Raw genomic sequence first — 23,506 nt, 5'->3', positions numbered from 1 at the left:
CCTGAGTCAGAGGTTTTAACGCACAAAGAGGTCTGGGCGATGTCAGGCGGCCGATGCCGGAATCGGGGCCAGGCCGGAATCCACATCGGCATTTTGCGCACGGTGGCGCAGCGCATGGTCCATCACCACCAGCGCCAGCAGCGCCTCGGCAATCGGCGCGGCGCGGATACCCACGCAGGGGTCGTGGCGCCCCTTGGTGATGACTTCGGTGCTCTGGCCGTGCACATCTATGGACTCACGCGGCGTGATGATGGAGCTGGTGGGCTTGATGCCGATGCGCACTTCCAGATCCTGGCCGGTGCTGATGCCGCCCACGATACCGCCCGCGTTATTGCTGCGGAAACCCTCGGGGCTCAGCGAATCGCCATGCGTGGTGCCACGCTGGGCCACGCTGTCAAAGCCTGCGCCGATCTCCACGGCCTTGACGGCGTTCAGACCCATCATGGCGTAGGCGATGTCGGCGTCCAGGCGGTCATACAGGGGCTGGCCCAGGCCGACCGGCATATTGCTGGCGTTCACACGCAGCGCCGCACCGCAGGAATCGCCGCTCTTGCGCAGCTGCTCCATGTATTCCTCGAAGCGGCTCACATCGGCCACAGGCGCAAAAAAGGGATTGTTCGGCACATGCTCCCAGCTCTCGAAGCCTATGGACAGCTCGCCGATCTGGGTCATGCAGGCGCGGAACTCGGTGCCGAACTTTTCCTTGAGCCATTTCTTGGCCACGGCACCCGCGGCCACGGTGGGCGCCGTCAGGCGTGCCGAGGAGCGACCGCCGCCGCGCGGATCGCGGATGCCATACTTCTGGAAATAGGCATAGTCGGCATGACCGGGACGAAAGCTCTGTGCGATATTGGAGTAATCCTTGCTGCGCTGGTCGGTGTTGCGGATCAGCAGCGCAATCGGCGTGCCCGTGGTCTTGCCTTCATAGACGCCGGAGAGAATCTCCACGGCATCGGGCTCGTTGCGCTGGGTGACGAACTTGCTGGTGCCGGGGCGACGTCGATCCAGATCATGCTGGATGTCCGCCTCGCTCAAGGCCATGCCCGGAGGGCAGCCGTCAATCACACAGCCAATGGCCGGGCCGTGGGACTCACCGAAATTGGTGACCGTGAAAATTGTGCCGAAGGTATTGCCGCTCATAGGCTGCCGATTATCGTTGAAGTGATGATTGACGGCTGCACACTGTCCTGCCTAAAGTCTTTTCACCATGCTCAAACTTGCGTTTATTCTGGCCTCGGCCCTGGTGTCCGTGGTGATCGGCGGCGTCGGCGGTCTGCTGTTCTTCGAATTTGCACCGTCGCGCTGCGCGGGCCAGTATGCCTGCGGCTACGGCAAGGCCGTGATCGGCATGATGGTGGGCCTGGGTGTCGCCGTGCTGTGCTTTGTGGGGCTGCTACTCAAGGGTCTGCGCAAGGCAAAGTCGCCAACAACTGTATTGCAGAGCCCGCACAGCCCAGCCGACCGACAGCCATAAGGCAGCGCTGCGTCGCCTGCAGAGCACATCAGGCTGGACATGAAAAACCCCGCCTCGGCGGGGTCTGCAGCAAAAGCGGGCTTATTCGGCGCCCTGGCGCTCGCCTTCGGGCCAGTCGCGGATATAGGCCTTGAGCATGCGGTTCTCGAAGTTCTGGCTGTCCACCACGGCCTTGGCCACGTCGTACAGCGAGATCACGCCCATCAGCATGCGCTTGTCCATCACGGGCATATAGCGCGCATGGCGGTCCAGCATCATGCGGCGCACCTCGTCCATATCAGTTTCCATGGTGCAGGTCATGGGCGAGTCGTCCATGGCGCCGCGCACGGAGATGTTCTCCACGCCGCCGGTCTTCACAAAGCCCTGGATCACTTCGCGGAAGGTGAGCATGCCCACCACATCGCCGTGATCCATCACGACCAGCGAGCCAATGTCCTTCTCCGACATCACCTGCACCGCCGCGGCCAGGCTTTCGTCGGGCGACACCGTGTACAGGGTATTGCCTTTGACGCGCAGGATGTCACTAACTTTCATTGCTGTTCTCCGAATCTGTTTGGCACGCTGTGGCAGCTTTTGTCCTGCATGTGTCAGCACATGCGGCATCGCTTTGCACAGAATGCAGGTGCGTGCACAAATATAGCCCACAATGGCTTGCATTGAGAAAAACTAAATCAATGACGAAACATATGAATTTCCACATATTCATTCGTCTATCCGACCAAATCGATATTTGATTGCGTGCTCGATCACACATTGCGTCGATCAAAACCAGCCATGGAGACAAAACATGCCCGGCTACTCTGACCCCGGCTTTGACACCCTGAGCCTGCATGCAGGCGCCCAGCCCGACCCCGCCACCGGCGCACGTGCCGTACCCATCCATCTGACGACGTCCTTTGTCTTCGAATCCAGCGACCACGCGGCCAGCCTGTTCAATCTGGAGCGCCCCGGCCACGTCTACAGCCGCATCTCCAATCCCACCAACGCGGTGCTCGAGCAACGCGTCTCGGCCCTGGAAGGCGGCGTGGGCGCAATTGCCGTGGCCAGCGGCCAGGCGGCGCTGCACCTGTCGATTGCCACGCTGATGGGCGCGGGCAGCCATATCGTGGCCAGCACGGCCCTGTATGGCGGCTCGCAGAACCTGCTGCACTACACGCTGGCGCGCTTCGGCATAGAGACTACCTTCGTCAAGCCAGGCGACATCGATGGCTGGAAGGCTGCGGTGCGCCCCAACACCAAGCTGTTCTTTGGCGAGACCGTGGGCAACCCCGGACTCGATGTGCTGGACATTCCCACGGTCAGCCAGATCGCCCACGAAGCCGGCGTGCCGCTGCTGGTGGACTCGACGCTGACCTCGCCCTGGCTGATCAAGCCTTTCGAGCATGGCGCGGACATCGTCTATCACTCGGCCACCAAGTTCCTGTCCGGCCACGGCACGGTGATCGGCGGCATCGTCGTCGATGGCGGCAGCTTCGACTGGGAAAAATCGGGGCGCTTTCCCGAGCTGACCCAGCCCTATGACGGCTTTCACAACATGGTGTTCAGCGAGGAGTCCACCACGGGTGCATTTTTGCTGCGCGCTCGCCGCGAAGGCCTGCGTGACTTCGGCGCCTGCATGAGCCCGCACAGCGCCTGGCTGATCCTGCAAGGCATAGAGACTCTGCCGCTGCGCATGGAGCGCCATATGCGCAACACCGAAAAAGTGGTGCAGTTCCTCGCCAGCCACCCGCTGGTCAGCCGCGTGGGCCACCCCATGCTGGAGACCCATGCCTCGCACGCCCTGGCCAGGAAGCTGCTGCCGCGCGGCGCCGGCTCGGTGTTCAGCTTTGACATTGCCGGCAACCGCAACCAGGGCAAGAAGTTCATCGAAACGCTGAAGGTCTTCAGCCATCTGGCCAATGTGGGCGACTGCCGCTCGCTGGTGATCCACCCTGCCAGCACCACGCATTTCCGCATGAGCGACGAGGCCCTGGCCCAGGCCGGCATAGGCCAGGGAACGATCCGCCTGTCGATCGGCCTGGAAGACGCCGACGACCTGATCGACGACCTCAAGCGCGCGCTGAAGGCGGCCGAGAAAGCAGCCTGAGAGACCTGAACAAACATGGTTGCCACAACTTCTGCATCGCTGGACTGGAAGCAGTTTGAACAGACTTTATTCAGCATCTACTGGCAAGATGCTCAGGCGTTCCTGGCCGCGAACCCTCAAGAAAGCATCTACGCACTGGCACTGAACGGCCTGTACCGCGAGGAGGACGGCCCCATTTACCTACCCACGCTGTCTGCCAATAGCGAGCAGGCTTATTCACAAATGGTGAATGCCCCCGAGCCGCAGGGTCGCTTGTCCGAATTCGACCTGGATACCGGCCAGTTGGGCACTCTGCGCTGGAACCCGCCGGATTGGGAATGGGAGGAGCTGGATTCAGCCTCGGACTCTCAGGAGTTGGAGCAACTGGAACAAGCCTTGCTGGCCGAGGCCAATAAAAGCACGCCTGCCCACTGGTTGCGTACCGAGGCGCAGCTGATCAAGGCGCTGATCCGCATCTGCAAGCAACTGACCAAAGCCTGCCAAAAATCGCCCTGGTCCGGCCAGCTCACTCCAGAGTTTGCGGTGCTGATCTATGTGGAAGACACTCAGGAATGCGAAGCCATGGCACGCGAGAGCATGGGGGAGGCACGCTTTCTTGCATTGTTTCCCGGCCATGACCAGCAAGCGCAAAGACGCGCCAGAGTTGCCGCGCTCTCCCCCGCTCAACAGCTGCAATACCATCTGAGCTGTCTTGAAGGTATCGGGTGCCCGGAACCGGGACTGAGCCCAAAAGAGGCGCAATTGCTGGGGGAAGAGGCCGAGACTGCGCTGCTTGTCATGAATCACAGCCAGGTGGCCCATGCGCTGCTGCCCATGCTGAATCGGCCTGGCAAACAGTGGCGCGCGGCCATGTTGCTGGCCCAGATAGCTTACCGAGACGAACAGGTACTGACTGCACTGCGTCAGCAGGTTCAGGCCCCCATCCGCAGCACCCGGGAAGAAAGCGAGCGAGGCTGGTGCGCCAGTGCCTTGGGGTCGTTAGGTGACCAGGAATGGCTGCAGCAGCAAATAGGCACCACGGCCGTGCCTGTGGACAGAATCGCGCAAGGCATTGCCTATCCCTACCGTTCCTGGAACAGCAAGCCAGGCACCACGGCCCTGCACCTTGACTATGCGCCGCTGGAGCGGGCGCTCGACCTCAAGCATCCGGCCTTGACCCAGGCGCTGAATGAAGAGCTATCACCCGGAACCGGTTATTGCAGCCTTCGGGTTGAGGATTTGGAGCAAGCCCTGCTCGCTCTGCAGTCCGTTCACGCTCTGGTGCGCGTTCATGCGGCTTGCATCATGGGAGAGCGAAGCCTTGGGGCCGCCGCGGGCAGGCGCATCACTCCTGTACTGGCACAAGCCCTGAGTCACGACCGCAACGAAAACGTACGTTATCAGGCCATGCTGGGCCTGCGGTATTGGAAACAAGCCAGCGCAGCGCAGCGCGCCACGATTGAGCATGCCGCTGAACACGATGCCAGCGACGACATACGCGAGCTGGCTCAGCAATGGCTTAATGAACACTGCTGAATCACAAAGAACAGAACCGGAGACAAACATGCAAATCAATGTGCAAGGCGCAGACATCTACGCCTACACCGGCGGCAAGGCTTTCGACGCGGCCAAGCCCACGGCCATTTTCATCCACGGCGTGCTCTGCGATCACAGCGTCTGGGCTCTGCAAAGCCGCTATATGGCCAATCACGGCTGGAACGTGCTGGCCATCGATTTGCCTGGCCATTGCAAAAGCGGCGGCCAAGCACCGGAATCCGTCGAGGAGGCTGCAGGCTTCATAGGCGCGCTGATGGATGCGGCAAACCTGCAGCAAGCTGCGCTGATCGGCCATAGCTGGGGCAGCCTGATTGCCATGGAGACCGCGGCCAGGCTAAATAACCGCATCAGCCATCTGCTGCTGGTGGGCACGGCCTTTCCCATGAAGGTCTCGCCCGCGCTGCTGGAGTCGGCCCTGAATACGCCCGAGAAAGCCATCCAGATGGTCAACACCTTCTCGCGCGCCACGCTGGCACCGCCCAATGGCGCAGGCAGCTGGGTGTTTGGCGCCGGCGTGGCCCTGGGCCGCCGCGTGCTGGCCAGCAATGCTCACACGAATCTGCTGCATGCAGGCTTCAAGGCCTGTGACAGCTATGCGGGCGGCGAAGCGGCCATGACGCAGGTCAGCTGCCCGCTTCTGTTTTTGCTGGGCGAGCAAGACCAGATGACACCACCCAAGGCTGCAAAAGGCTTGATAGAAGCCGCCAAAGGCGCGGGCAAAACGGTGAGCGTGCAGATCATTCCCAACGGCCACAACCAGATGACGGAGTCGCCCGACGCGACGCTGTTTGCGATTCGGGATTTTCTGGCTGCATGAGCCATTAAGCTTGGGCCATGAGCCAAACCTTCCAGCACCACGGCCAACTGGCTGCCGCCTGCGCCGAATGGGCCAAGATTTCACTGACCGGTTTGCAGCCCCGGCGCAATCTCAATCTGAGCGATAAAAAAGCCGACTGGAAGGAAGCACTGAGCGCGCTCAAGCGCTTTGCCAACAGCGATAGCTATAAAGCTCACCAGGATTTCCAGGCACATGCCGCGCTGGAGAACTACTGGAAATGGAAGGAAGCGGGCGAGCAGGCGCGCTGGCTGCTGATCTATGGTATCGATCTGGGCCTGAACGGCGATGTGCTGCGCCCCATCTACCAGGAAGTGACCGCGCTGTGGATTGATGCCGCCTCGGTGGCCGAGCATGCGCGCGCCAGCATGGCGCAGGAGACTGGCGAGGACTATGGCGTAGGTGCGCCCATCAACACACGCGCTGACGACTACGCTGTTGCCGTGACCCTGCTGTCGCTGGCCACACTGCTGGATGCACAGGATGACGTACCGGCGATTGATGAGCATGTGCTGGCCTTCGATACGGACCAGCTGCTGGATTATCTGTGCGCAGGCGGTCTGCAGTTGCAGCAGGTCAGCGAGGAGCTTTTCCACAAACGCCCTTACGGCGCCATGAAGCCTTTTTTTGAACAGCTCGAAGCCCTGCCTGACCCGCTGCTGCCCTACCTGCAAACCCAGTACCAGGAGTTTCTCAAGCTCTCGCCCAAGCAGCAGAAGAAAGGCAGTCCGTGGCTGGGCACGGGCTACTGGGCACTGGAGGTGGCCGCCTTGGCCGTGCTCTATGGCTGGGATGACAGCGCTTTGCGCAGCAGCCCGCACTACCCGGCCGATCTGGTCGACTACGCCCGCGGGCGCCTGGCTCAAACAGAGTCAGGCGATTCTTGACAGAAAACCGGCGATGCGGCTGCTGATGCGATCAGGCAGCTCGCGGTGCGGCACATGGCCGCCGCCGGCAATGATTTCCGCTTCGCAAGGGCCCTGCGCCCAGGTGCAGATGTTCTCCGGATGCACGAGGGAGCCGAATTCATCAAGCTCGCCGTGGATCGCCAGCACCGGGCAATGCACCTTTTTCAAGGCCGCATCCAGCCGGTAATGCGCGAAAGGTGGGCTCAGCCAGGTGTCCACCCAGGCTGACAGCACCCAGGCCGCCTTGTCGCCATGGTAGCGGGCAAGCCGCTCCAGTTGGCCGGGCTGGGCAAAGTTGTCGCGCGCCGCCCTGATGCCCTGCAAGGTGCGGTCTTCGACAAAGCTCTGGGCCGATTCGGTAATCAACGCCTGGCATTGCCGTCCATACGCAGCTGCCACCATGGCCGCCATGCCGCCGCCCACGCTGTGTCCCAGCATCACGAAATCGCCCAGGCCCAGCGCCTGATGAAGCGGCGTGAAGCCGGCCTCGACCTCGCTTTCCACAAAACTGGGTTGAAGCCGATGCGGATTGGGGTCCGAATGACCGAAGCCCAGGCGGTCATAGGCAATGACTTCACGCCCGGTGGCCGCGGCCAGCTGCGCGGGAAATTCGCGCCACAGATCCACGCTGCCCAGAGAGTCGTGCATCAGCACCAGCGGCGCCTTGGCCGCCCCGCCCTGCGCTTGCCAGCGTTTGACATGGAGCTGCCCGTCGGGCGCCTGAACACGGGTTTCACTGGAGCTGATCACAACGGGCGGCATGGTGTCGTCAAACATGGGCAGGGTCTGAGTTGAATGGCGATGAGGTGCACGGTCACCTTAGCAAGAGAACGCTCATGGCAGCCTAGCCAGAAGCTGGAGTGGCCGCAAAGATGACGAATCTGGCCGATTTTGCGCAGTCTTACCGTATATAGCCTGTCGTTCAGGTGACGAAGACCTCCGGCAGCAAATTGCCAGCACTCGCTAACCCGCTGGCCTGACCATGCTGTCGGCAGTATAAAAACAGCATCAACTTCACCGGGGTTCGCCATGTCACAGACCACGACCTCAGAACCGGACGACGCTGTCAAAGCCAGCGTGGACCCGCGCCAGTTCAAGAGCTTTGCCGAGTTCTACCCCTTCTACCTGGGCGAGCACAGCAACGCCACCTGCAGACGGCTGCACTTCATCGGCACCAGCCTGTCGCTGGTGTTCCTGCTGGCGCTGTTTTTGACGGGCGACTGGTGGTATTTGCTCGCAGGCCTGATCTGCGGCTATGCCTTTGCCTGGGTGGGGCATTTCGGCTTTGAGAAAAACAAGCCCGCCAGCTTCAAGCGTCCGCTCTACAGCTTTCTCGGCGACTGGATGATGTGGCGCGACATCTTGCTGGGCCGCATCAAGATGTAGTGCCACTCCCCCCTCTGAAGCGCGCCCGCTGGCCTGCTTTGCAGGCAGCGAATCGGCGGCCCGATCTTGAGCGCAGATATTCATAGATATCCGCCACAGCCATCAAACTCTATGAATATTTCCTCCAGGCGCGGCAATCAGTTCGGCCACGGTCATGGAATCGAGCTGGGCACGCTGCCACAGCGGCCGCACGGCCTCTGAGGGTTCGAGCAACAGGCTCTGCACCAGGGGCTCGACCCGCGTGGCATGCGGATCGACCAGCAGCACATAGCGCGGCTCGGTGCTCTCAAGCGACACATAGGCATCGGGCGGCTGCACGGCCCCGACCCAGTCCAGCTTGGCCAGCGCCTGCAGCACGGGTTGAATCTGGGAGGCTTCCACGCGCAGGCGCCGCGAAAGCTGGTGCACATACAGGCCCTTGTGCGGCAGCTCGCGCTCCTTGGCCAGGCATTGCAGCACCTCGACGGCCAGCTCGAACTGCCAGCCCCGATGTCCTGTCAGCCGTTCCACCCCGGCAAGCACCGTGGGCAGATAGGCCGTGACCAGAGCCCCCAGCAGCACAATGCTCCAGGCCACATACATCCAGATCAGCAAGATGGGCAGCGTGGCAAACGCGCCGTAGATCACCGAGTAGGTCGGCACGGACGACAGATACAGGCCCAGCACCTTCTTGGCCACTTCCATGAACACGGCCACAAACACGCCCCCCACCAAGGCATGGCGCCAGCGCACCGGCGTGTTGGGCACATAGTGGTAGAGCCCGGCCATGCCAGCGGCCAGCACCACGAACTCTATGGAATCAAAGACAAAGCGCAGGCTGCCGGGCAGCGCATTGACCATGCCCTTGGAGGCCGACATCACATAGGACGACAGCACCAGGCTCAGACCCAGCAGCAGCGGCCCCAGCGTGATGGCGGCCCAGTAGATCAACACGCGCTGGCCCAGCGGCCTGAGCTGGCGCACGCGCCAGATGTTGTTGAGCGTACGGTCTATGGTCAGGATCAGCGCAATCGCCGTGACCATCAGTATGGAAAAGCCGACCAGGCCCAGCTGGCTGGCCTTGGAGGCAAACTGCGTGAGATAGCCCAGCACCTGGCGCGCAATGGTCTCGGGAATAAGGCTGTCCATCAGCCAGCGCTCCAGCACCTTCTGCGCCTTGCCAAAGATCGGGAAGGCCGTGAACAAGGCCAGCGCCACGGTAAAAAATGGCACCAGCGCCAGCAGCGATGTGAAAGTAAGACTGCTGGCCGTCACGCCCAGGCGGTCTTCCTTGAAGCGCGCCAGCAGCACCTGGGCCGTGTTGTGCCAGGGGAAGGTACGCAGGCGCTGCTGCGCACGGCGGCTTCTGCGGCGCAGCTCAGTCCTGAGCTCCTGCTGGCTGGGCATCTGGGGCTTGGGGATACGCCCGGCCAGATCCTTGCAGCTAGCCGCCAGCGCCCTGGCCTTGTCGAGTCTGCTGCTGCGCGGGCTCTCGGCAACGCGCTGCGAGCTGTCGTCAGGACTGTCGGTCACTCCTGAAACGCAAGCATGCACCGCTTTCTGTTCCTGAGCTGGCGTCGTATTCGGCGTGGAATAGCTGGTCCAGCCCTGAGCTGCCGTGCTGAATGCCGCCGCAGGCGTCGCGGCAGGAGCTGGCACGGGTTCGTGCCGAGCCAGATCGTTGCCAAGATCGGGCAAGGGTTCGAACACTGGCTCCAGCGGTAGGCCCGGACCATCGAGGCTGGGTTCCTGGCGCTGCTCTACCTGTCTGGGCTCGGCGGCAACGTTCGCGGCAGCAGTTGCGGCTGTCGACGCCGGCGATACCACACGGTCCCGATCTTCCGTCACCGGCCTGGCTTGCTGCGCCTTGCCTTCCAACGCAGCCCAAAAGCCGGCACGCTCGTTTTTCTTCATGACGGCACTCCTTCACGAACGCAAAAGGAGGACGGGTGCTGCGCAACATCAAGCGCAGAACGCAAAACAAAACGACCGGATTCAAACAGAGCTGGCATGACCGATATGATGCCACTGCTATGACCGACGCCCTCTCGCCCCAAGCCGCCGAAAACACTTCTTCACCAATCCAGCAGCCCGGCTCCGATGTGGCCGCCACGCGCTGGCTGGCCGTGGGCAGCCTGCTGGCACTGATGCTGCTGTGCGTGGCCTGGGAGTTGTGGCTGGCACCGCTGCGCGAGGGCGGCACCTGGCTGTTTCTCAAGGCCCTGCCGCTGGCGTTCGCCGTGATCGGCCTGCTCAAGCGCCGCATGTACACCTATCGCTGGCTCAGTCTGCTGGTGTGGCTCTACTTCACCGAAGGCGTGGTGCGGGCCTGGAGCGATGCCGCGCCCAGCCGCTGGCTGGCGCTGGCAGAGGTGGCGCTGTGCGTGCTGCTCTTCATCGCCTGCGCAGCACATGTGCGCCTGCGCCAGCGTGCCGTCAAGGCGGCCCGGCTCAATCAGGCATGATGCCTTCGAACTGCGCCAGCGTCCGTACCTGCGCCGCCAGCGCATCGAACAGCAGCTGCGCGGCCGGCGACAGCGCACGGCGCGGGCGCTGAATCAGCAGCGTGCGGCGCAGAATGCGCGGCTCGTCCAGCAGGCGAAAGCCCAGATCGCCCTGCAGACCCAGCGAAGGGTGGCGCGCCGTCAGCGCCGGAACGATGCTGACGCCCAGGCCCAGACTCACGGCCTCGAACAGCAATTGCGGATTGGACAGGCGCAGCGGTGTCTGCAGCAGGTTCTGCGGCATGCCCGGGGCCGAAGCCAGCAGCTGGCTGATGGCGGTATCGGTGGTCAGGCCCACAAAAGCCAGATGGGGCAACCGGGCCAGATCGGCCGCCGTCAGCCGCCCCGCCTGCAGCAGAGGTTCATCGAGCCTGGCCACCAGTCCCATGGCATCGCTGATCAGCGGCTGGGTCAGCAAATCGCCGCCGGCCGGGTGTGCCGCTCCCACGCCGAAATCCACACTGCCGGCCTGCACACGCTGGGCGATGCCCTCTGCGCTGTCCTCGATCAGGTCTACCTCGATGCCCGGATGACGGGTGCGCAAGGCCGGCAGCACCGGCAGCAGCAGCACCGCCAGCACCGACGGAGCGGCAGCAATACGCACCTTGCCGCGGCGCAGTGCGGCCAGATCGCCCAGGTTCTGAAAGCCCTGCTCCAGGGTCTCGAAGGCCTGGCGCACATCGAGCAAAAAGGCCTGGCCGGCAGCCGTCAGCCCCACGGTTCGCGTGGTGCGGTCAAACAGCCGCAGACCCAGGGCCTCTTCCAGCTGGCGAATGGATTCGGACAGGGCCGACTGCGTCAGGCACAGCTCGCGTGCCGCGGGGGCAAACGCGCCCTGGCGCGCCACCTCGTCAAAGGCACGCAATTGGCGCAGGCTGACATTATTCGGAAAAACTGGCATAACCAAGCAATTTATTTCGATTGTCCCGTAGTCTGCCATGCTCTACGCTTGCAGCTTCATGGTTTTCCTGCAGCCGCCCCGTGCGTGGCTTAGGATTTCCGTCTGTACTCCCTCTCTGCCGCCCCTGCTGCGGCCTGCTTGTCATGACTTCCACCGCTTTGCTTGAATCCCTGCGCCAGATTGTGGGCGCTCCCCATGTGCTGACCGACGGCGACCTCAGCGCCTACGAACAGGACTGGCGCAAGCGCGTGCACGGCAAGTCCCTGGCCGTGGTACGCCCCGGCAACACGGCCGAAGTGGCCGGCGTGGTCAAGGCCTGCGCCGCAGCCGGCGTGCAGATCGTGCCCCAGGGCGGCAATACCGGGCTTTCCGTAGGCTCCACCCCCGACGACAGCGGCCGGCAGGTCGTGCTCAGCCTGACGCGCCTGAACGCCGTGCGCCATATCGACAAGGACAATCTGACCTTCACCGTCGAAGCCGGCTGCATTTTGCAGAACCTGCAGGAGCTGGCCGATCAGCAAGGCCTGCTGTTCCCGCTGTCGCTGGCCGCCGAAGGCAGTTGCACGATCGGCGGCAATCTGGGCACCAACGCGGGCGGCACACAGGTGGTGCGCTATGGCAACACCCGCGATCTGTGCCTGGGCCTGGAAGTGGTGACGCCTCAGGGCGAAATCTGGGACGGCCTCAAGGGCCTGCGCAAGGACAACACCGGCTATGACCTGCGCGATCTGTTCATCGGCAGCGAAGGCACGCTGGGCATCATCACCGCCGCCACCATGAAGCTGTTCCCGCAGCCGGCCGCCCAGCTCACGGCCTTTGCCGCCGTGCCCTCCATGGAAGCCGCCGTGCGCCTGCTGGGCCTCGCGCACCAGCACCTGGGTGCGGGACTCACGGGCTTTGAAGTCATGGGCCAGTTCGCACTGAGCCTGGTCGTCAAGCACATGCCGCAGCTGCGCGTGCCCTTTGCCGACATGGGCGACGAAGCCCCTTATTGCGTGCTGCTGGAGAACAGCGACAGCGAGTCCGAGCAGCATGCGCGCCTGCGCTTCGAGCACTTGCTGGAGCTGGCCTTTGAGGACGGCTGCGTGGTCAACGCCGTGGTGGCGGAGAGCCTGACCCAGGCCCATGACCTGTGGCATATCCGCGAGAGCATTCCTCTGGCCCAGGCCGAGGAAGGCCTGAACATCAAGCACGATATCTCGGTCGCAGCCTCGCGCATTCCGGCATTTGTCGAGCATGCCGACGCCGTGCTCAAGCGCGAGATTCCCGGCGTGCGTCTGGTCAACTTCGGCCATCTGGGCGACGGCAATCTGCACTACAACGTGCAAGTACCCGAGGGCGAGGACGGCAAGGCCTTTCTGCGCGACAAGGAAGCCCTGGTCAACCATCTGGTCTACGAGGCCGTGGACGCCTTCGGCGGCTCGTTCTCGGCCGAACATGGCGTGGGCGCACTCAAGACGGACAAGCTCGAAAAATACCAGTCCCCCGTTGCGCTGCAGATGATGCGCGCCATCAAGAATGCGCTGGATCCCCAGGGCCTCATGAACCCCGGCGTGGTGCTGACGCGCGGCTGATCCTGGCATCGCCGACAAAAAAGCCCTGCATTGCTGTGCAGGGCTTTTTGCATTGACCAGGGCTTTAGCGAGAGGCCACGATATTGCGCAGCATGTTCTCAACCGCGCTGGGCCAGGGGATGTCTGCGCCATCCACATCGGTGAACACGGTCTGCCTGCCCTCGCTGAGCAACCAGACACGCAAGCCGTTGCGCACAGGATCAATCACCACGGCTGCCATTTCCTCGCCCCCTTGATGCTGGCGATTTCCCATCACATAGAGCAGCCCTGCAGAGGGCTCCAGCGGGCCCAGGGCCTGCAGATTCTTGAGCAGCGTCTCGTACTGACTGCCGCCCATCAGCGTCTTCAGCCGCTGGGCCAGCACGCCGTCCTTCACATAGTCCACGCCATCCCAGCGGTACTTGCCCTGCAGCGGCTTGAGGCTGTCCAGGCTTGGCTCGCCGTCCTTGACCACATGGGGAACGCGTACTTCCTCGATGGAGACCGTGGCCGCCTCCTCGATCTGCGCCGTGGCAGCGGACTCTTGGGTCTGGGGCATGGCATCGGGCGGGGCGGCAGCCGCAGCGGCCGCTGCCCGGGCATCCGCTGCAGCGGCGGTGGGAGATGGTGCCTTGGTCTTGTCGCAGGCAGCCATCAAGGCCGCAATCGCCAGCGCAACAGCCGCAGTGCTCACAAAATTGCGTGACATGAACTCACTCTCCTTGTTCGGCTCGGTTGTTTTCCATGACATTGTGAAGCCAGCTGCGGCAGATTTGAGACTGACAGGGCCGCAGGACGGGTCATTGACAGCGGGCAACTCGGCATGCTCCGGCACGTGGCACACTTCGGCTATCGCGGCCCTCGGGGCCCACCCTCTTCAAGAGCTGCGGCACCTTGTGTACGCTGCCAGCACAGCCAGTCTTTGCCAGTCTTTGACCGCTTTTTGCACCATGAACTCCAGCACCTGCACCCTGCGCCCCGTGCGCTGCCAGTACGAAACCTTTATGCGCCATGTGTACGAGCACGGCGCGTCCAAGACCGACCGCACGGGCACGGGCACGCGCAGCGTTTTCGGCTACCAGATGCGCTTCAACCTCAATGAAGGCTTCCCCCTGGTCACCACCAAGAAGGTGCACCTGAAATCCATCATTCTGGAGCTGCTGTGGTTTCTGCGCGGCGACAGCAATGTGAAGTGGCTGCAGGAACGCGGCTGCACCATCTGGGACGAGTGGGCCGACAAGCAAACCGGCGACCTGGGCCCGGTGTATGGCGTGCAATGGCGCAGCTGGCCCAAGGCCGACGGCACGCATGTCGACCAGATTGCCGAAGTCGTCAAGCAGCTCAAGAGCAATCCCGACAGCCGCCGCATCATCGTCAGCGCCTGGAACGTGGCCGAGCTGGACCAGATGGCGCTCATGCCCTGCCACTCCTTCTTCCAGTTCTATGTGGCCGACGGCAAGCTCAGCTGCCAGCTCTACCAGCGCAGCGCCGACATCTTCCTGGGCGTGCCCTTCAACATCGCCAGCTATGCGCTGCTGACCCATATGCTGGCCCAGCAATGCGGCCTGGAAGTGGGCGACTTCATCTGGACCGGCGGCGACTGCCATATCTACAACAACCACTTCGAGCAGGTGCAGACCCAGCTGTCTCGACAGCCCTTCGCCTATCCGACGCTGAACATCAAGCGCAAGCCCGCATCCATCTTCGACTACGAGTACGAAGACTTCGAAGTGCTGGACTATCAGCACCATGCCGGCATCAAGGCGCCTGTGGCGGTCTGAGCTGCGCCCTCCGGATCACTATAAAAATCAAAGCTGCTTGCGCTTGCCATCCTGCGATTTCAGATACTTTCACATCTGAAATCCATGAATAACAAGCGCCAGCAGCTTCTTTATTGATAGCTATGGCCATTCAACTCATTTACGCACGCGCAGCCAACGGCGTCATCGGCAAGGACAACACCATGCCCTGGCATCTGCCCGAAGACATGGCGCATTTCAAGGAACTGACCCGGGGCTGCGCCGTCATCATGGGCCGCAAGACCTGGGACTCGCTGCCGCCGCGCTTTCGTCCCCTGCCGGGCCGCAGCAATATCGTCGTCACCCGCCAGGCCGACTGGCAAGCCGAGCCGGCATCCGATCAGGTCCTGCGCGCTGCCAGCCTGTCAGAAGCGCTAGAGCTGGGCCACAAGCTCTCGCAAGACGTCTGGGTCATCGGCGGCGCGCAAATCTATGCCCAGGCTCTGCCGCTGGCCGATGCCGTGGAAGTGACCGAAATCGGCCGCGACTTCGAAGGCGATGCCTTTGCCCCCGAGCTGGGCGAGCAGTGGCAAGCCGTGAGCCGCAGCGAGCATGTCTCCGCCAATGGCCTGCCCTACTGCTTTGTGCGCTTCGAGCGCCGGGGCTGACCCTTGTCTCGTGCCGTGCGGGATCGCATCCGCACGGGGCGGCCAGCAGTCTGGCAAGAGACAAAACTCTCTTGCCTTCGCGGTGTTGCGTTGCAACAATTGTCAGCTTCATTGCATGACTGCCGTATGACAATGGCAAGGCAGCCTGCTGCAGCCTGAGCCCTCCAAACCCGCAAGCCTATCGCCCTTCATCATGAGCCTAGTCCAGCCCCTGCCTCCTGGCGCCCTCGATATCGTCGGCGATATCCACGGCGAATATGCCGCGCTGGTGCAATTGCTGGGCCATCTGGGCTACGACCTGCAGGGCAATCACCCCGAAGGACGGCGACTGGTGTTTGTCGGCGACTTCTGCGACCGCGGGCCGGACAGCCCTTCCGTGCTCGCGCTGGTCGGCGCCATGCTGGCCTCGGGCACGGCCCATGCGGTGCTGGGCAACCACGAAATCAATCTGCTGCGCGAAGATGCCAAGGATGGCTCGGGCTGGTTCTTCGACAGCCGCATCGACTCCGACCAGCCCAAGTACGCGCCTTTTGCACGCATGCCGGCCGAGCAGATTCCCGCCATGCTCGAGCGGCTCGGCCAGTTGCCGATCGCACTGGAGCGTGAGGATCTGCGCATTGTTCACGCCGCCTGGAGGCCCGAACAGATCGCCATGATTCGCCAGCTGCCCAGTGGCAGCGCACGCGCCGCCTACGACCACTTCGAGACAATTGCCGAAGAACAGTCCGTCGCTCAATGCGTGGCCGAACGCATGCGCCAGGAAGAACTGAGCTGGCCCTACAGCCTGGAAGACTATCGCCACGAGCCACCCTTTTTGCAAGCGCACAGCGAGAACGAACTCAACAAGGCCATGGTCAACCCTTTGAAGGTGCTGACGGCCGGCGTGGAGCGCGAATGCCGCAACCCCTTTTACGCGGGCGGCAAATGGCGTTTTGTCGAACGCGTGGGCTGGTGGAATGAATATGAAGAAGCGCCCGCCGTCATCGTCGGCCACTATTGGCGCCGCCTGCGCCCGGCTGACGCACCGGCGCATGGCTCGCAGTTTGAAAACCTGTTTGGCGCAACACCCCCGCTGTCATGGCACGGCCTGCGCGGCAATGTGTTCTGCGTGGACTATTCGGTAGGAGCGCGCTGGCTGGACCGCCTGCGCGGCGACAACCCCGTGCAGCGCAGCAAGCTCGCCGCCATGCGCTGGCCCGAGCGCGTACTGGTCTTTGACGACGGCACTCAGGCCATATCGGAAAATTTCGAGCACTCCGTGATGCTGCGCGATTGAAGCCAGCTTCCACGCCTGCCAGGCCTCGCGGCATCAAGGCAGCTCTGGCCTGAGCAGCGTCCTGCCACTGCCTGAAGCCAGGTCTGGGCCTAGACCTATTTCGCGGGCGGCTGCCGCGCGTGCTGGACCCATTCCTCAAAAGCAGAGCCGTCAGGCAGCACGCAGGTATTTCGATCAGCATCCGTCCCCTTTTCGGTGCGCAGCACGCCGCCCTGCTTTTTGCAGTTGGCTTCCGAGGGGTTGCCAAAATTGACGGAAACCGATTGCGCGCAGCCACCGGCTGCCGCCACCACAATCATCATCCCTGCCAGGCTTGAAGCATGTTTCATGGGCTCAATGTAGCAAACCCCTGCAGGCCCGCTTGTGAGCAATTTGCTTTTCGAAGGCATCAAGAAAGACCATGTTCCTTCGGAAAGTCCAGCCTCCCGAAGCCCTGAAAGGGATCGCTGCAAACCACCCTGCCTGCACCAGATCTTGATCTGCTGCCAGCCACAGGCTGAACCAGGTTTGGATTGCCACGCACCACGTGGACAGCTGGCAGGCTCGCCTGTCGGGTGGCTGGAGAGGGGTCCAGCTCGCGTGAGTTTCGCAGCGGGGGAACATGCCCGAACTCACCATTTGCGTGCACAGCATTAATGCGCCAGGTGCCTATTCTGGTGTACTCCCACTCCTGCATCTGCGGCCCTCGCTATTGACCAGGGCCCCTCTATCCTTCGTCTTTTAGCTGTTTTAGCTGTGAAAGAACTGCTTGAGCCTTTCATAGAGGAAATCATTGAGCAACTTGATGCGCCGGGGCGTGTGTTCGCGCTGGGGAATGAAAACATGCACGTCGAGACGAGGGCCGCTGTAGCCAAGGGGGAGCTCTACCAGCGCTCCGCTGGCTATGAGAGGTCGCGCAAAGTAATCTGTCAGTTGGCCGATGCCAGCCCCCTGCAGCACGAGCTGCCGCTGTACGGCAGGGTCCTGCGTGATGAAGGAGAACGGCGGCTCCAGCATCGTCTGCCGGCGCGCCGATTGAAAGGTCCAGGGCCAGATGCGGTTGGTGCGTGGGTGCCTCAGGCCGATGCAGCAGTGCTGCAGCAGTTCCTGCGGGCTCTTGGGTGTCCCCTTGGCGGCCAGATAGGCAGGCGCAGCGCAGAGCATGTGAGTGAAGCGCCCGACTCTGCGCGCGACCAGCGATACGTTGAGCAGTGGTCCGCCGATCACACCGATGTCCATGCCCAGGTCCACCGTGTCGGGCCAGGGGTTCTGCGTCACGAGTTCGATGCGGATATCGGGATAGCTTTCATTGAACTGTGCCAGCAGTGGCGCCACCAGCAACTGCCCGAGACTCAGGCTTGAGGCCACCTTGATCGAGCCGGTGATGCCGCTTGCGCGGTCGCGCAATTCACGCTCGCCCTGGTCGATCGACTGAAGACCGACGCGGCAACGTTCATAGAACACACGGCCGTCTTCCGTCAATGCCATGCGGCGCGTGGAGCGGTGGAACAGGCGCACGCCCAACCACGATTCGAGCTGTGATATTTGCAGACTCACAGCCTGTGGCGTCAGGTGCAGCGATTGCGCGGCACGGCTGAAATTCTCTGCCTCAGCCACGTTCATGAATGTGGTGATGAGTCTAAGCCTGTCCATGGATTTACAAATTTTGCTTGAAGCTATTTCAATCTCTCACCCACTGTGACAGCAAGCGGGCGCTAAGTAAAGTTTGGCAAACATTCAAAATCGCCGGAGACACACAGATGCCCCACCTGCTTGGACAACTATTACTTCCCCTTTGCCTCGGCCTCAGCGGGGCAGCTTGGGGCGCGGCCGCGCAAACCGGCATGCCCACACATCCGGACAGGCCCATCACCTTGGTCGTCTCGTTCCCGCCAGGAGGGGCTCCCGACCAGATAGCGCGCCTGTTGGCGCCCCAGCTTCAAGCGCGCTGGAAAAATCCCGTCATCGTGGTGAACAGGGCGGGAGCGTCGGGCAACCTGGGCAACGACTCCGTAGCCCGCGCCGAGGCCGACGGCCACACCCTGCTGGTGACACCGAATACCTTCACCATGGTCCCTCACGTGCTGCCGGCGGGCGGGCAGCATGCCGATGTCGTCAAGGACTACACTCCGATCGCGCTGCTCTCATCAGCCTCCATGCTGATGCTCGCCAACCCCAGACTCGGTGCAAAAACGGCGGGCGATGTGGCCCGGATGGCGAAGACACAGCCCGACCTGGGCTACGCCACCTCGGGCAATGGGTCTCCCATGCATATCGTGGGAGAACTCTTCAACAAGGTAGCTCGCGTGCAATTGCGCCATGTGCCCTACAAAGGCACGACACCGGCGATCAACGACGTGCTGGGCAGCCATGTGATGCTGACCTTCCTCGGCATGCCTGTTGCCAAGCCCCTGATCGATGCGGGACGCCTGGTACCGCTGGCCGTGGCAGACAAGGCCCGCAGCTCTTTTCTGCCCAGCTTGCCAACCATGCAGGAACAAGGCTTTACAGGGGTGGAGGTCGACATTTCCTTCGGCGTCTATGGCCCCCGCAACATGGACCCGGCGCTGGCTGACGATATCAACAAGACCTTGCGCGAGATTCTGGCCAAGCCCGAGGTCGCAGCCCAGTTCAGAAACCTGTACCAGAGCGTGGAAAACCAGCCACGCAGCGCTTTCGCCGAAAAGACCCGCGCCGACTACAAGCGCTACGGCAAGCTTGTGAAAGAACTTGGCATCACTGCCGACTGAAAGCCGGCCTCATGACGAACAAGACTCCCAACGTGCTGCTGATCGTCACCGACCAGCAGCGTGCCGACCACCTGGGCTGCGCGGGCAACACGCTGCTGAGGACGCCAAACATCGACCGCCTGGCCCGCACCGGCGTACGCGCCAGTAACTTCCATGCGGCCAGCACCACCTGCATGTCCAATCGCGCCACGCTGATGACCGGACGGCTGCCATCGCTGCATGGCGTGGTGCACAACGGCATCAGTCTCTCGCGCGATCACACTACCTTTGTGGAACTGCTGCGCGCAGGAGGCTATGCCACGGCACTCATAGGCAAGTCTCACCTGCAGTCTTTTGGCTATGACGGCCCGGCACGCCGTCGCTGGAGCCATGCTGACCAAGGTGTCGCGCCGCCGCTCGAGCTACTGGACGCACGAAAGCGCCAGCGTGACGGCGACGGGTATTTGAACGAATGGACGCCCGATTGGCGCAGTGGCAAGCGCATGGCGGTGACCACCCCTTACTACGGCTTCGAACATGTGGAGCTGGCTACGTTCCACGGCGACCAGGTCGACGGTGACTATGCCCGCTGGCTGGCCCAACGCCACCCCGCAGCCGACAGTCTGCGCGGCCGTGCCAACGCCCTGCCTTCACCAGGCTACAGCGCGCCGCAGGCATGGCGCACGGCCATGCCCGAGGCACTGTACCCCTCGGCCTGGGTGGGGGAGCGCGGCTGCAACTGGCTCAGAAAACATGTGCAAGGCTCGTCCGGCAAGCCGTTCTTTCTCAACCTGTCCTTTCCCGATCCGCACCATCCGTTCACCCCTCCGGGACGGTTCTGGGATATGTACCAGCCTGAGGACATGCCATTGCCGCCCAGCTTCGGCAAGCCCGGCAACTCTCAACTGCTGGTCGACGTGCACCGCTACACCAGAGAGGGAGGCTCCCGCGAGGGTTACGGCGCCTACGCCGTAACCAGCCGTGAATGCCAGGAAACGCTGGCCCTGACCTACGGCATGGTCAGCATGATCGACGAGCAGGTCGGGCAGTTACTCCAGACTCTTCAGGAGTTGGGCATAGAGGACGACACGGTCATCATCTTCACCAGCGACCACGGCGACATGATGGGCGACCATGGCATCGTGCTCAAGGGCGCCATGCATTTCAGTGGGCTCACGCGCGTACCCTTCATCTGGAAGGACCCATGCAGCCGGGCCGCTCCTCCAGTCCTGGATCTGCCATCCGGAACCATCGACATTGCCAAGACCGTGCTGGCGCGCTGCGGGCTCGCCCCCTACAACGGGATCCAGGGACTCAATCTGCTGCCCTGGCTGGACGGGCAATCGCAAACAGTCCCATCGCGCCCTGGTGTCATTGTCGAAAGCGAGCCCGTGGTGCTGCCGCACGGAAGAACGCGCCGCTACCGCCTTCGCAGCCTCGTCAGCGAAGAATGGCGCCTGACCTTGAGCAACTTGCCCGAGCTGTGCGAGCTCTACGACCTGCACGCCGATCCGCTCGAGCAACACAACCTGTGGCATGAGCGCGCTGCCGAGCGCGGACAGTTGTGTATGCAGTTGCTGATGGAGCTCAGCGAACAGGCTGATTGCTCGCCACTGCCGACGGCTATCGCCTGAGGTACGTGCGGAAGTTGGACCGCAATGCTGGAGGAGACCCCGATGAACAAGCAATTTTTCTGTGCCGCTGCATTCCTGTGGTTGGGAGGCGCCTGTCATGCCCAACCAAGCATCACGATCTATGGGTTGCTCGACACCGCTGTCGAGCACATCAACCATGTGGGCGCCACTGGTTCTGGGCTCACGCGCATCCCCAGCAATGCGGGCAACATTCCATCCCGGCTGGGATTTCGTGGCCGTGAAGATTTGGGTGGCGGAATAAGTGCCCAGTTCGTTCTCGAAATGGGCATCGCACCTGATTCGGGCGTCTTGAACCAAGGTGGGCGCGGGTTTGGGCGACAGTCGTTTGTTGGCCTGAACGGCCCCTGGGGTCAGGTTGGCCTGGGCCGGCAGTACACGATGCTGTTTTGGTCGATGCATGACGCCGATGTCATCGGGCCGGGTATGCACAGCATTGCGAACTTCGACAGCTATTTTCCGAATGCACGCGCCGACAACGCCATCTCCTACAAGGGCACATTCTCAGGACTGACCGTGGGCATGACTTACAGCTTTGGGCGCGATACGGTCAATGCTGGCCCTAGCCCCGCCGGCACAAATTGTGCCGGCGAGAGTGGCACCGACAGGAACGCTTGCCGCGAATGGTCGATGTTGCTCAAGTACGACTCCGCCAGTTGGGGAACTGCGCTGGCTCATGACGTGCTCAAAGGAGGCTCAGGTGCATTTGGTGGTCTCAGCCAAAGCGGCATGAGTGACAAGCGCACCATGCTCAACGGCTATGTGAAATTCAACGGAGTCAAGATTGGAGCGGGATTTCTGCGCCGCGACAACGATGGCTACAAGGTCTCCCCCCGCAGCGACCTGTGGTTCGTCGGCCTTTCGTATCCCGCAGGAGCATGGACTTTCGACACCCAGTACTACCGGCTCCAGTACAAGTCCAATAGCGACAAAGGCCAGTTCATGGTGCTGCGTGGCACCTACCACTTCTCCAAACGAACCGCCGCCTACGCGTCACTGGGACACATGAAGAACAGCGGCAATGCCACATTCAGCGCTAGCAGCGGCCAGGCTGGCAGCCTGCCGGTCGCCGGAATCAACCAGACAGGCTTCGGCGTCGGTATACGTCATATGTTTTAGCCAATGGCACTCGCCCAAATACGAGCCTGACGGAGATGCCGAACCTGCCTTGTTGCTGTGACATGGCTCAACCACCTCGCTGATACAAGCCGTCAAGGCCCTGGAGCGTGTGCGTAGCCTGATCGCACTCTGGCTGTAACACCGGCACATGCACGTGATGCCACATGTGCGACGGCTCAAAGGCATGTTCATCACTCATAGGCTTGCGACTGCAACTTGGCCACCTTATTCCAAAACGCGCTCGCTCAGCGGGAACTATGTGGCTGATACGATAGAAGGAGCTGAAAGCACGACCATCTTTTGAACACCTTTTTTGGGTAGCTAGCTGGGTAGCTAGAGCTAGAAACCTAAAAATCAGATACGCAACCCATTGAATTCAAGTGGGCTTATATGACAATGAAAATTGCCACCTGGAATGTGAACTCCTTGTCCGTACGACTGCCGCAGGTGCTGGACTGGCTTGCCGCCAACCCCGTCGATGCGCTGGGACTGCAGGAGCTCAAGCTCACCGACGACAAGTTCCCGCACATGGCGTTCGAGGAAGCCGGCTACAAGGCAGTCAGCCACGGCCAGAAGACCTATAACGGCGTGGCCTGGATCACGCGCGACACGGGGCGCGATGTGGTGCGCAACATCCCTGGGCTTGACGACGAACAGGCCCGCATCATTGCCACGACCATAGACTCGCCGAACGGCGAAATTCGTCTGATCAACGGCTACTTCGTCAACGGCCAGGAACCTGGCTCGGAAAAATTTGCCTACAAGATGCGCTGGCTGCAGGCGTTGCACGATTGGATCCAGAACCAGATGACCCTGCATCCGCGCCTGGTGCTGGTGGGGGACTTCAACGTGGCTCCCGAAGATCGCGACTCCTACGACCCCGTCGGCCTCAAGGACACGATCCACCACACGGTGGAAGAGCGCGACCATTTCCAGCGCCTGCTGCAACTGGGCTTGAGCGATGCCTTCCGCATGTTCGAGCAACCGGAGAAAAGCTACTCCTGGTGGGATTACCGCATGCTGGGCTTTCAGAAGAATCGCGGCCTGCGCATCGACCATATTCTGGTCAGCGAGGCTCTCAAGAGCAAGGTCAGCGCCTGCAGCGTGGACCGTGCTCCGCGCAAGAACAAACAGCCCAGCGACCACGCCCCCGTGGTCGTTACACTGGACTGAGGCGGTACG

The 23,506-nt window shown here is 62.2% G+C and carries 23 protein-coding genes; 15 read left to right on the top strand and 8 right to left on the bottom strand.

The genetic code is table 11. The features are described from left to right. Positions 1-42: 42 nt before the first annotated feature. Positions 43-1,140, bottom strand: coding sequence for a chorismate synthase (aroC, locus tag Cth01_RS18550; protein ID WP_034394939.1), 1,098 nt, complete (start codon positions 1,138-1,140; stop codon positions 43-45). Between the two features lie 67 nt (positions 1,141-1,207). Between aroC and Cth01_RS18545 the strand changes: the two genes are divergently transcribed. Next, positions 1,208-1,474, top strand: coding sequence for a hypothetical protein (locus Cth01_RS18545; protein ID WP_034382008.1), 267 nt, complete (start codon positions 1,208-1,210; stop codon positions 1,472-1,474). Between the two features lie 81 nt (positions 1,475-1,555). Here Cth01_RS18545 and Cth01_RS18540 read toward each other — a convergent pair whose 3' ends face one another. Beyond that, complete coding sequence (locus Cth01_RS18540; RefSeq protein ID WP_045840055.1) at positions 1,556-2,008, bottom strand: CBS domain-containing protein; 453 nt, start codon at positions 2,006-2,008, stop codon at positions 1,556-1,558. Between the two features lie 253 nt (positions 2,009-2,261). Between Cth01_RS18540 and Cth01_RS18535 the strand changes: the two genes are divergently transcribed. The 4 genes from Cth01_RS18535 to Cth01_RS18520 are packed head-to-tail and all read left to right on the top strand — an operon-like array spanning position 2,262 to position 6,818. Beyond that, on the top strand, positions 2,262-3,560 hold the full coding sequence (locus tag Cth01_RS18535; RefSeq protein WP_034359293.1) for an O-acetylhomoserine aminocarboxypropyltransferase: 1,299 nt from the start codon (positions 2,262-2,264) through the stop codon (positions 3,558-3,560). 15 nt (positions 3,561-3,575) lie between these two features. After that, positions 3,576-5,075 (top strand): DUF4303 domain-containing protein, encoded by a 1,500-nt coding sequence (locus Cth01_RS18530; RefSeq protein ID WP_045840041.1) that lies wholly within the window; start codon positions 3,576-3,578, stop codon positions 5,073-5,075. Between the two features lie 28 nt (positions 5,076-5,103). Further along, a complete protein-coding gene (locus Cth01_RS18525) occupies positions 5,104-5,913 on the top strand; it encodes an alpha/beta fold hydrolase (RefSeq protein WP_045840040.1) in 810 nt (269 codons plus the stop codon). A gap of 17 nt (positions 5,914-5,930) precedes the next feature. Then, positions 5,931-6,818 carry a PoNe immunity protein domain-containing protein gene (locus Cth01_RS18520; RefSeq protein WP_034359298.1) on the top strand — a complete coding sequence of 296 codons (888 nt, stop codon included), beginning with the start codon at positions 5,931-5,933 and terminating at the stop codon, positions 6,816-6,818. On the opposite strand, the gene Cth01_RS18515 is transcribed toward Cth01_RS18520, so the two are convergent. After that, the gene (locus Cth01_RS18515) at positions 6,804-7,616 is read right to left on the bottom strand and encodes an alpha/beta fold hydrolase (protein ID WP_034359299.1); all 813 of its coding nucleotides are present in this window, start codon (positions 7,614-7,616) and stop codon (positions 6,804-6,806) included. The two genes, Cth01_RS18520 and Cth01_RS18515, sit on opposite strands and share 15 nt — an antisense overlap. 252 nt (positions 7,617-7,868) lie before the next feature. Between Cth01_RS18515 and Cth01_RS18510 the strand changes: the two genes are divergently transcribed. Then, on the top strand, positions 7,869-8,225 hold the full coding sequence (locus Cth01_RS18510) for an Mpo1-like protein (protein ID WP_003063755.1): 357 nt from the start codon (positions 7,869-7,871) through the stop codon (positions 8,223-8,225). A gap of 102 nt (positions 8,226-8,327) precedes the next feature. On the opposite strand, the gene Cth01_RS18505 is transcribed toward Cth01_RS18510, so the two are convergent. Continuing rightward, the gene (locus Cth01_RS18505; protein WP_233425226.1) at positions 8,328-9,611 is read right to left on the bottom strand and encodes a YihY family inner membrane protein; all 1,284 of its coding nucleotides are present in this window, start codon (positions 9,609-9,611) and stop codon (positions 8,328-8,330) included. Between the two features lie 542 nt (positions 9,612-10,153). Between Cth01_RS18505 and Cth01_RS18500 the strand changes: the two genes are divergently transcribed. Next, entirely contained in the window at positions 10,154-10,669 is a 516-nt protein-coding gene (locus tag Cth01_RS18500) for a DUF2069 domain-containing protein (RefSeq protein WP_003063757.1), read from the top strand. On the opposite strand, the gene Cth01_RS18495 is transcribed toward Cth01_RS18500, so the two are convergent. Then, the gene (locus Cth01_RS18495; protein ID WP_045840038.1) at positions 10,656-11,609 is read right to left on the bottom strand and encodes a LysR family transcriptional regulator; all 954 of its coding nucleotides are present in this window, start codon (positions 11,607-11,609) and stop codon (positions 10,656-10,658) included. The genes Cth01_RS18500 and Cth01_RS18495 overlap by 14 nt on opposite strands. Before the next feature lie 143 nt (positions 11,610-11,752). On the opposite strand from Cth01_RS18495, the gene Cth01_RS18490 reads away from it, so the two are divergent. Beyond that, positions 11,753-13,183 (top strand): FAD-binding oxidoreductase, encoded by a 1,431-nt coding sequence (locus Cth01_RS18490; RefSeq protein WP_003063759.1) that lies wholly within the window; start codon positions 11,753-11,755, stop codon positions 13,181-13,183. 64 nt (positions 13,184-13,247) lie between these two features. Here Cth01_RS18490 and Cth01_RS18485 read toward each other — a convergent pair whose 3' ends face one another. Beyond that, positions 13,248-13,871, bottom strand: a complete 624-nt coding sequence (locus tag Cth01_RS18485; RefSeq protein WP_034382018.1) for an Ivy family c-type lysozyme inhibitor — start codon at positions 13,869-13,871, stop codon at positions 13,248-13,250. A gap of 241 nt (positions 13,872-14,112) precedes the next feature. On the opposite strand from Cth01_RS18485, the gene Cth01_RS18480 reads away from it, so the two are divergent. The 3 genes from Cth01_RS18480 to Cth01_RS18470 all read left to right on the top strand — a co-directional run bounded on the left by Cth01_RS18480 (position 14,113) and on the right by Cth01_RS18470 (position 16,845). Further along, positions 14,113-14,943, top strand: coding sequence for a thymidylate synthase (locus Cth01_RS18480; RefSeq protein ID WP_034359309.1), 831 nt, complete (start codon positions 14,113-14,115; stop codon positions 14,941-14,943). Between the two features lie 122 nt (positions 14,944-15,065). After that, positions 15,066-15,569, top strand: a complete 504-nt coding sequence (locus Cth01_RS18475) for a dihydrofolate reductase (protein WP_045840037.1) — start codon at positions 15,066-15,068, stop codon at positions 15,567-15,569. A gap of 193 nt (positions 15,570-15,762) precedes the next feature. Continuing rightward, positions 15,763-16,845, top strand: coding sequence for a metallophosphoesterase (locus tag Cth01_RS18470; RefSeq protein ID WP_045840036.1), 1,083 nt, complete (start codon positions 15,763-15,765; stop codon positions 16,843-16,845). Between the two features lie 95 nt (positions 16,846-16,940). Here Cth01_RS18470 and Cth01_RS18465 read toward each other — a convergent pair whose 3' ends face one another. Together Cth01_RS18465 and Cth01_RS18460 are read right to left on the bottom strand one after the other, a co-directional pair. Then, entirely contained in the window at positions 16,941-17,234 is a 294-nt protein-coding gene (locus Cth01_RS18465) for a putative hemolysin (protein ID WP_233425225.1), read from the bottom strand. 340 nt (positions 17,235-17,574) lie between these two features. Continuing rightward, on the bottom strand, positions 17,575-18,477 hold the full coding sequence (locus Cth01_RS18460) for a LysR family transcriptional regulator (RefSeq protein ID WP_003063765.1): 903 nt from the start codon (positions 18,475-18,477) through the stop codon (positions 17,575-17,577). 191 nt (positions 18,478-18,668) lie between these two features. Between Cth01_RS18460 and Cth01_RS18455 the strand changes: the two genes are divergently transcribed. The 4 genes from Cth01_RS18455 to xth all read left to right on the top strand — a co-directional run bounded on the left by Cth01_RS18455 (position 18,669) and on the right by xth (position 23,497). Then, entirely contained in the window at positions 18,669-19,574 is a 906-nt protein-coding gene (locus Cth01_RS18455; RefSeq protein WP_052703388.1) for a Bug family tripartite tricarboxylate transporter substrate binding protein, read from the top strand. Positions 19,575-19,585: 11 nt separating this feature from the next. Next, positions 19,586-21,187, top strand: coding sequence for a sulfatase family protein (locus Cth01_RS18450; RefSeq protein ID WP_034359321.1), 1,602 nt, complete (start codon positions 19,586-19,588; stop codon positions 21,185-21,187). Positions 21,188-21,229: 42 nt separating this feature from the next. Beyond that, entirely contained in the window at positions 21,230-22,324 is a 1,095-nt protein-coding gene (locus Cth01_RS18445) for a porin (protein ID WP_045840053.1), read from the top strand. A gap of 396 nt (positions 22,325-22,720) precedes the next feature. Continuing rightward, positions 22,721-23,497: an exodeoxyribonuclease III gene (gene xth / locus Cth01_RS18440; RefSeq protein WP_041744257.1), complete on the top strand. Its 777-nt coding sequence runs from the start codon at positions 22,721-22,723 to the stop codon at positions 23,495-23,497. Positions 23,498-23,506: the final 9 nt, after the last annotated feature.

The organism is Comamonas thiooxydans (assembly GCF_000964545.1).
Classification (GTDB): Bacteria; Pseudomonadota; Gammaproteobacteria; order Burkholderiales; family Burkholderiaceae_C; genus Comamonas; species Comamonas thiooxydans.
The sequence above is the reverse complement of the archived record's forward strand: the minus strand, read 5'-3'. Positions and strand labels throughout refer to the sequence as shown.

Bases quoted from the DNA above. Each gene is read 5' to 3' on its own strand.
- Cth01_RS18535 (WP_034359293.1), top strand. From the start codon at position 2,262: ATGCCCGGCTACTCTGACCCCGGCTTTGACACCCTGAGCCTGCATGCA.
- Cth01_RS18530 (WP_045840041.1), top strand. From the start codon at position 3,576: ATGGTTGCCACAACTTCTGCATCGCTGGACTGGAAGCAGTTTGAACAG.
- Cth01_RS18510 (WP_003063755.1), top strand. From the start codon at position 7,869: ATGTCACAGACCACGACCTCAGAACCGGACGACGCTGTCAAAGCCAGC.
- Cth01_RS18460 (WP_003063765.1), bottom strand. From the start codon at position 18,477: ATGGACAGGCTTAGACTCATCACCACATTCATGAACGTGGCTGAGGCA.
- Cth01_RS18450 (WP_034359321.1), top strand. From the start codon at position 19,586: ATGACGAACAAGACTCCCAACGTGCTGCTGATCGTCACCGACCAGCAG.
- Cth01_RS18465 (WP_233425225.1), bottom strand. From the start codon at position 17,234: ATGCCTTCGAAAAGCAAATTGCTCACAAGCGGGCCTGCAGGGGTTTGC.
- Cth01_RS18475 (WP_045840037.1), top strand. From the start codon at position 15,066: ATGGCCATTCAACTCATTTACGCACGCGCAGCCAACGGCGTCATCGGC.
- Cth01_RS18470 (WP_045840036.1), top strand. From the start codon at position 15,763: ATGAGCCTAGTCCAGCCCCTGCCTCCTGGCGCCCTCGATATCGTCGGC.
- Cth01_RS18515 (WP_034359299.1), bottom strand. From the start codon at position 7,616: ATGTTTGACGACACCATGCCGCCCGTTGTGATCAGCTCCAGTGAAACC.
- Cth01_RS18495 (WP_045840038.1), bottom strand. From the start codon at position 11,609: ATGCCAGTTTTTCCGAATAATGTCAGCCTGCGCCAATTGCGTGCCTTT.
- Cth01_RS18520 (WP_034359298.1), top strand. From the start codon at position 5,931: ATGAGCCAAACCTTCCAGCACCACGGCCAACTGGCTGCCGCCTGCGCC.
- Cth01_RS18505 (WP_233425226.1), bottom strand. From the start codon at position 9,611: ATGCCCAGCCAGCAGGAGCTCAGGACTGAGCTGCGCCGCAGAAGCCGC.
- Cth01_RS18480 (WP_034359309.1), top strand. From the start codon at position 14,113: ATGAACTCCAGCACCTGCACCCTGCGCCCCGTGCGCTGCCAGTACGAA.
- Cth01_RS18525 (WP_045840040.1), top strand. From the start codon at position 5,104: ATGCAAATCAATGTGCAAGGCGCAGACATCTACGCCTACACCGGCGGC.
- xth (WP_041744257.1), top strand. From the start codon at position 22,721: ATGAAAATTGCCACCTGGAATGTGAACTCCTTGTCCGTACGACTGCCG.
- Cth01_RS18455 (WP_052703388.1), top strand. From the start codon at position 18,669: ATGCCCACACATCCGGACAGGCCCATCACCTTGGTCGTCTCGTTCCCG.
- Cth01_RS18445 (WP_045840053.1), top strand. From the start codon at position 21,230: ATGAACAAGCAATTTTTCTGTGCCGCTGCATTCCTGTGGTTGGGAGGC.
- Cth01_RS18485 (WP_034382018.1), bottom strand. From the start codon at position 13,871: ATGTCACGCAATTTTGTGAGCACTGCGGCTGTTGCGCTGGCGATTGCG.
- Cth01_RS18490 (WP_003063759.1), top strand. From the start codon at position 11,753: ATGACTTCCACCGCTTTGCTTGAATCCCTGCGCCAGATTGTGGGCGCT.
- aroC (WP_034394939.1), bottom strand. From the start codon at position 1,140: ATGAGCGGCAATACCTTCGGCACAATTTTCACGGTCACCAATTTCGGT.
- Cth01_RS18545 (WP_034382008.1), top strand. From the start codon at position 1,208: ATGCTCAAACTTGCGTTTATTCTGGCCTCGGCCCTGGTGTCCGTGGTG.
- Cth01_RS18540 (WP_045840055.1), bottom strand. From the start codon at position 2,008: ATGAAAGTTAGTGACATCCTGCGCGTCAAAGGCAATACCCTGTACACG.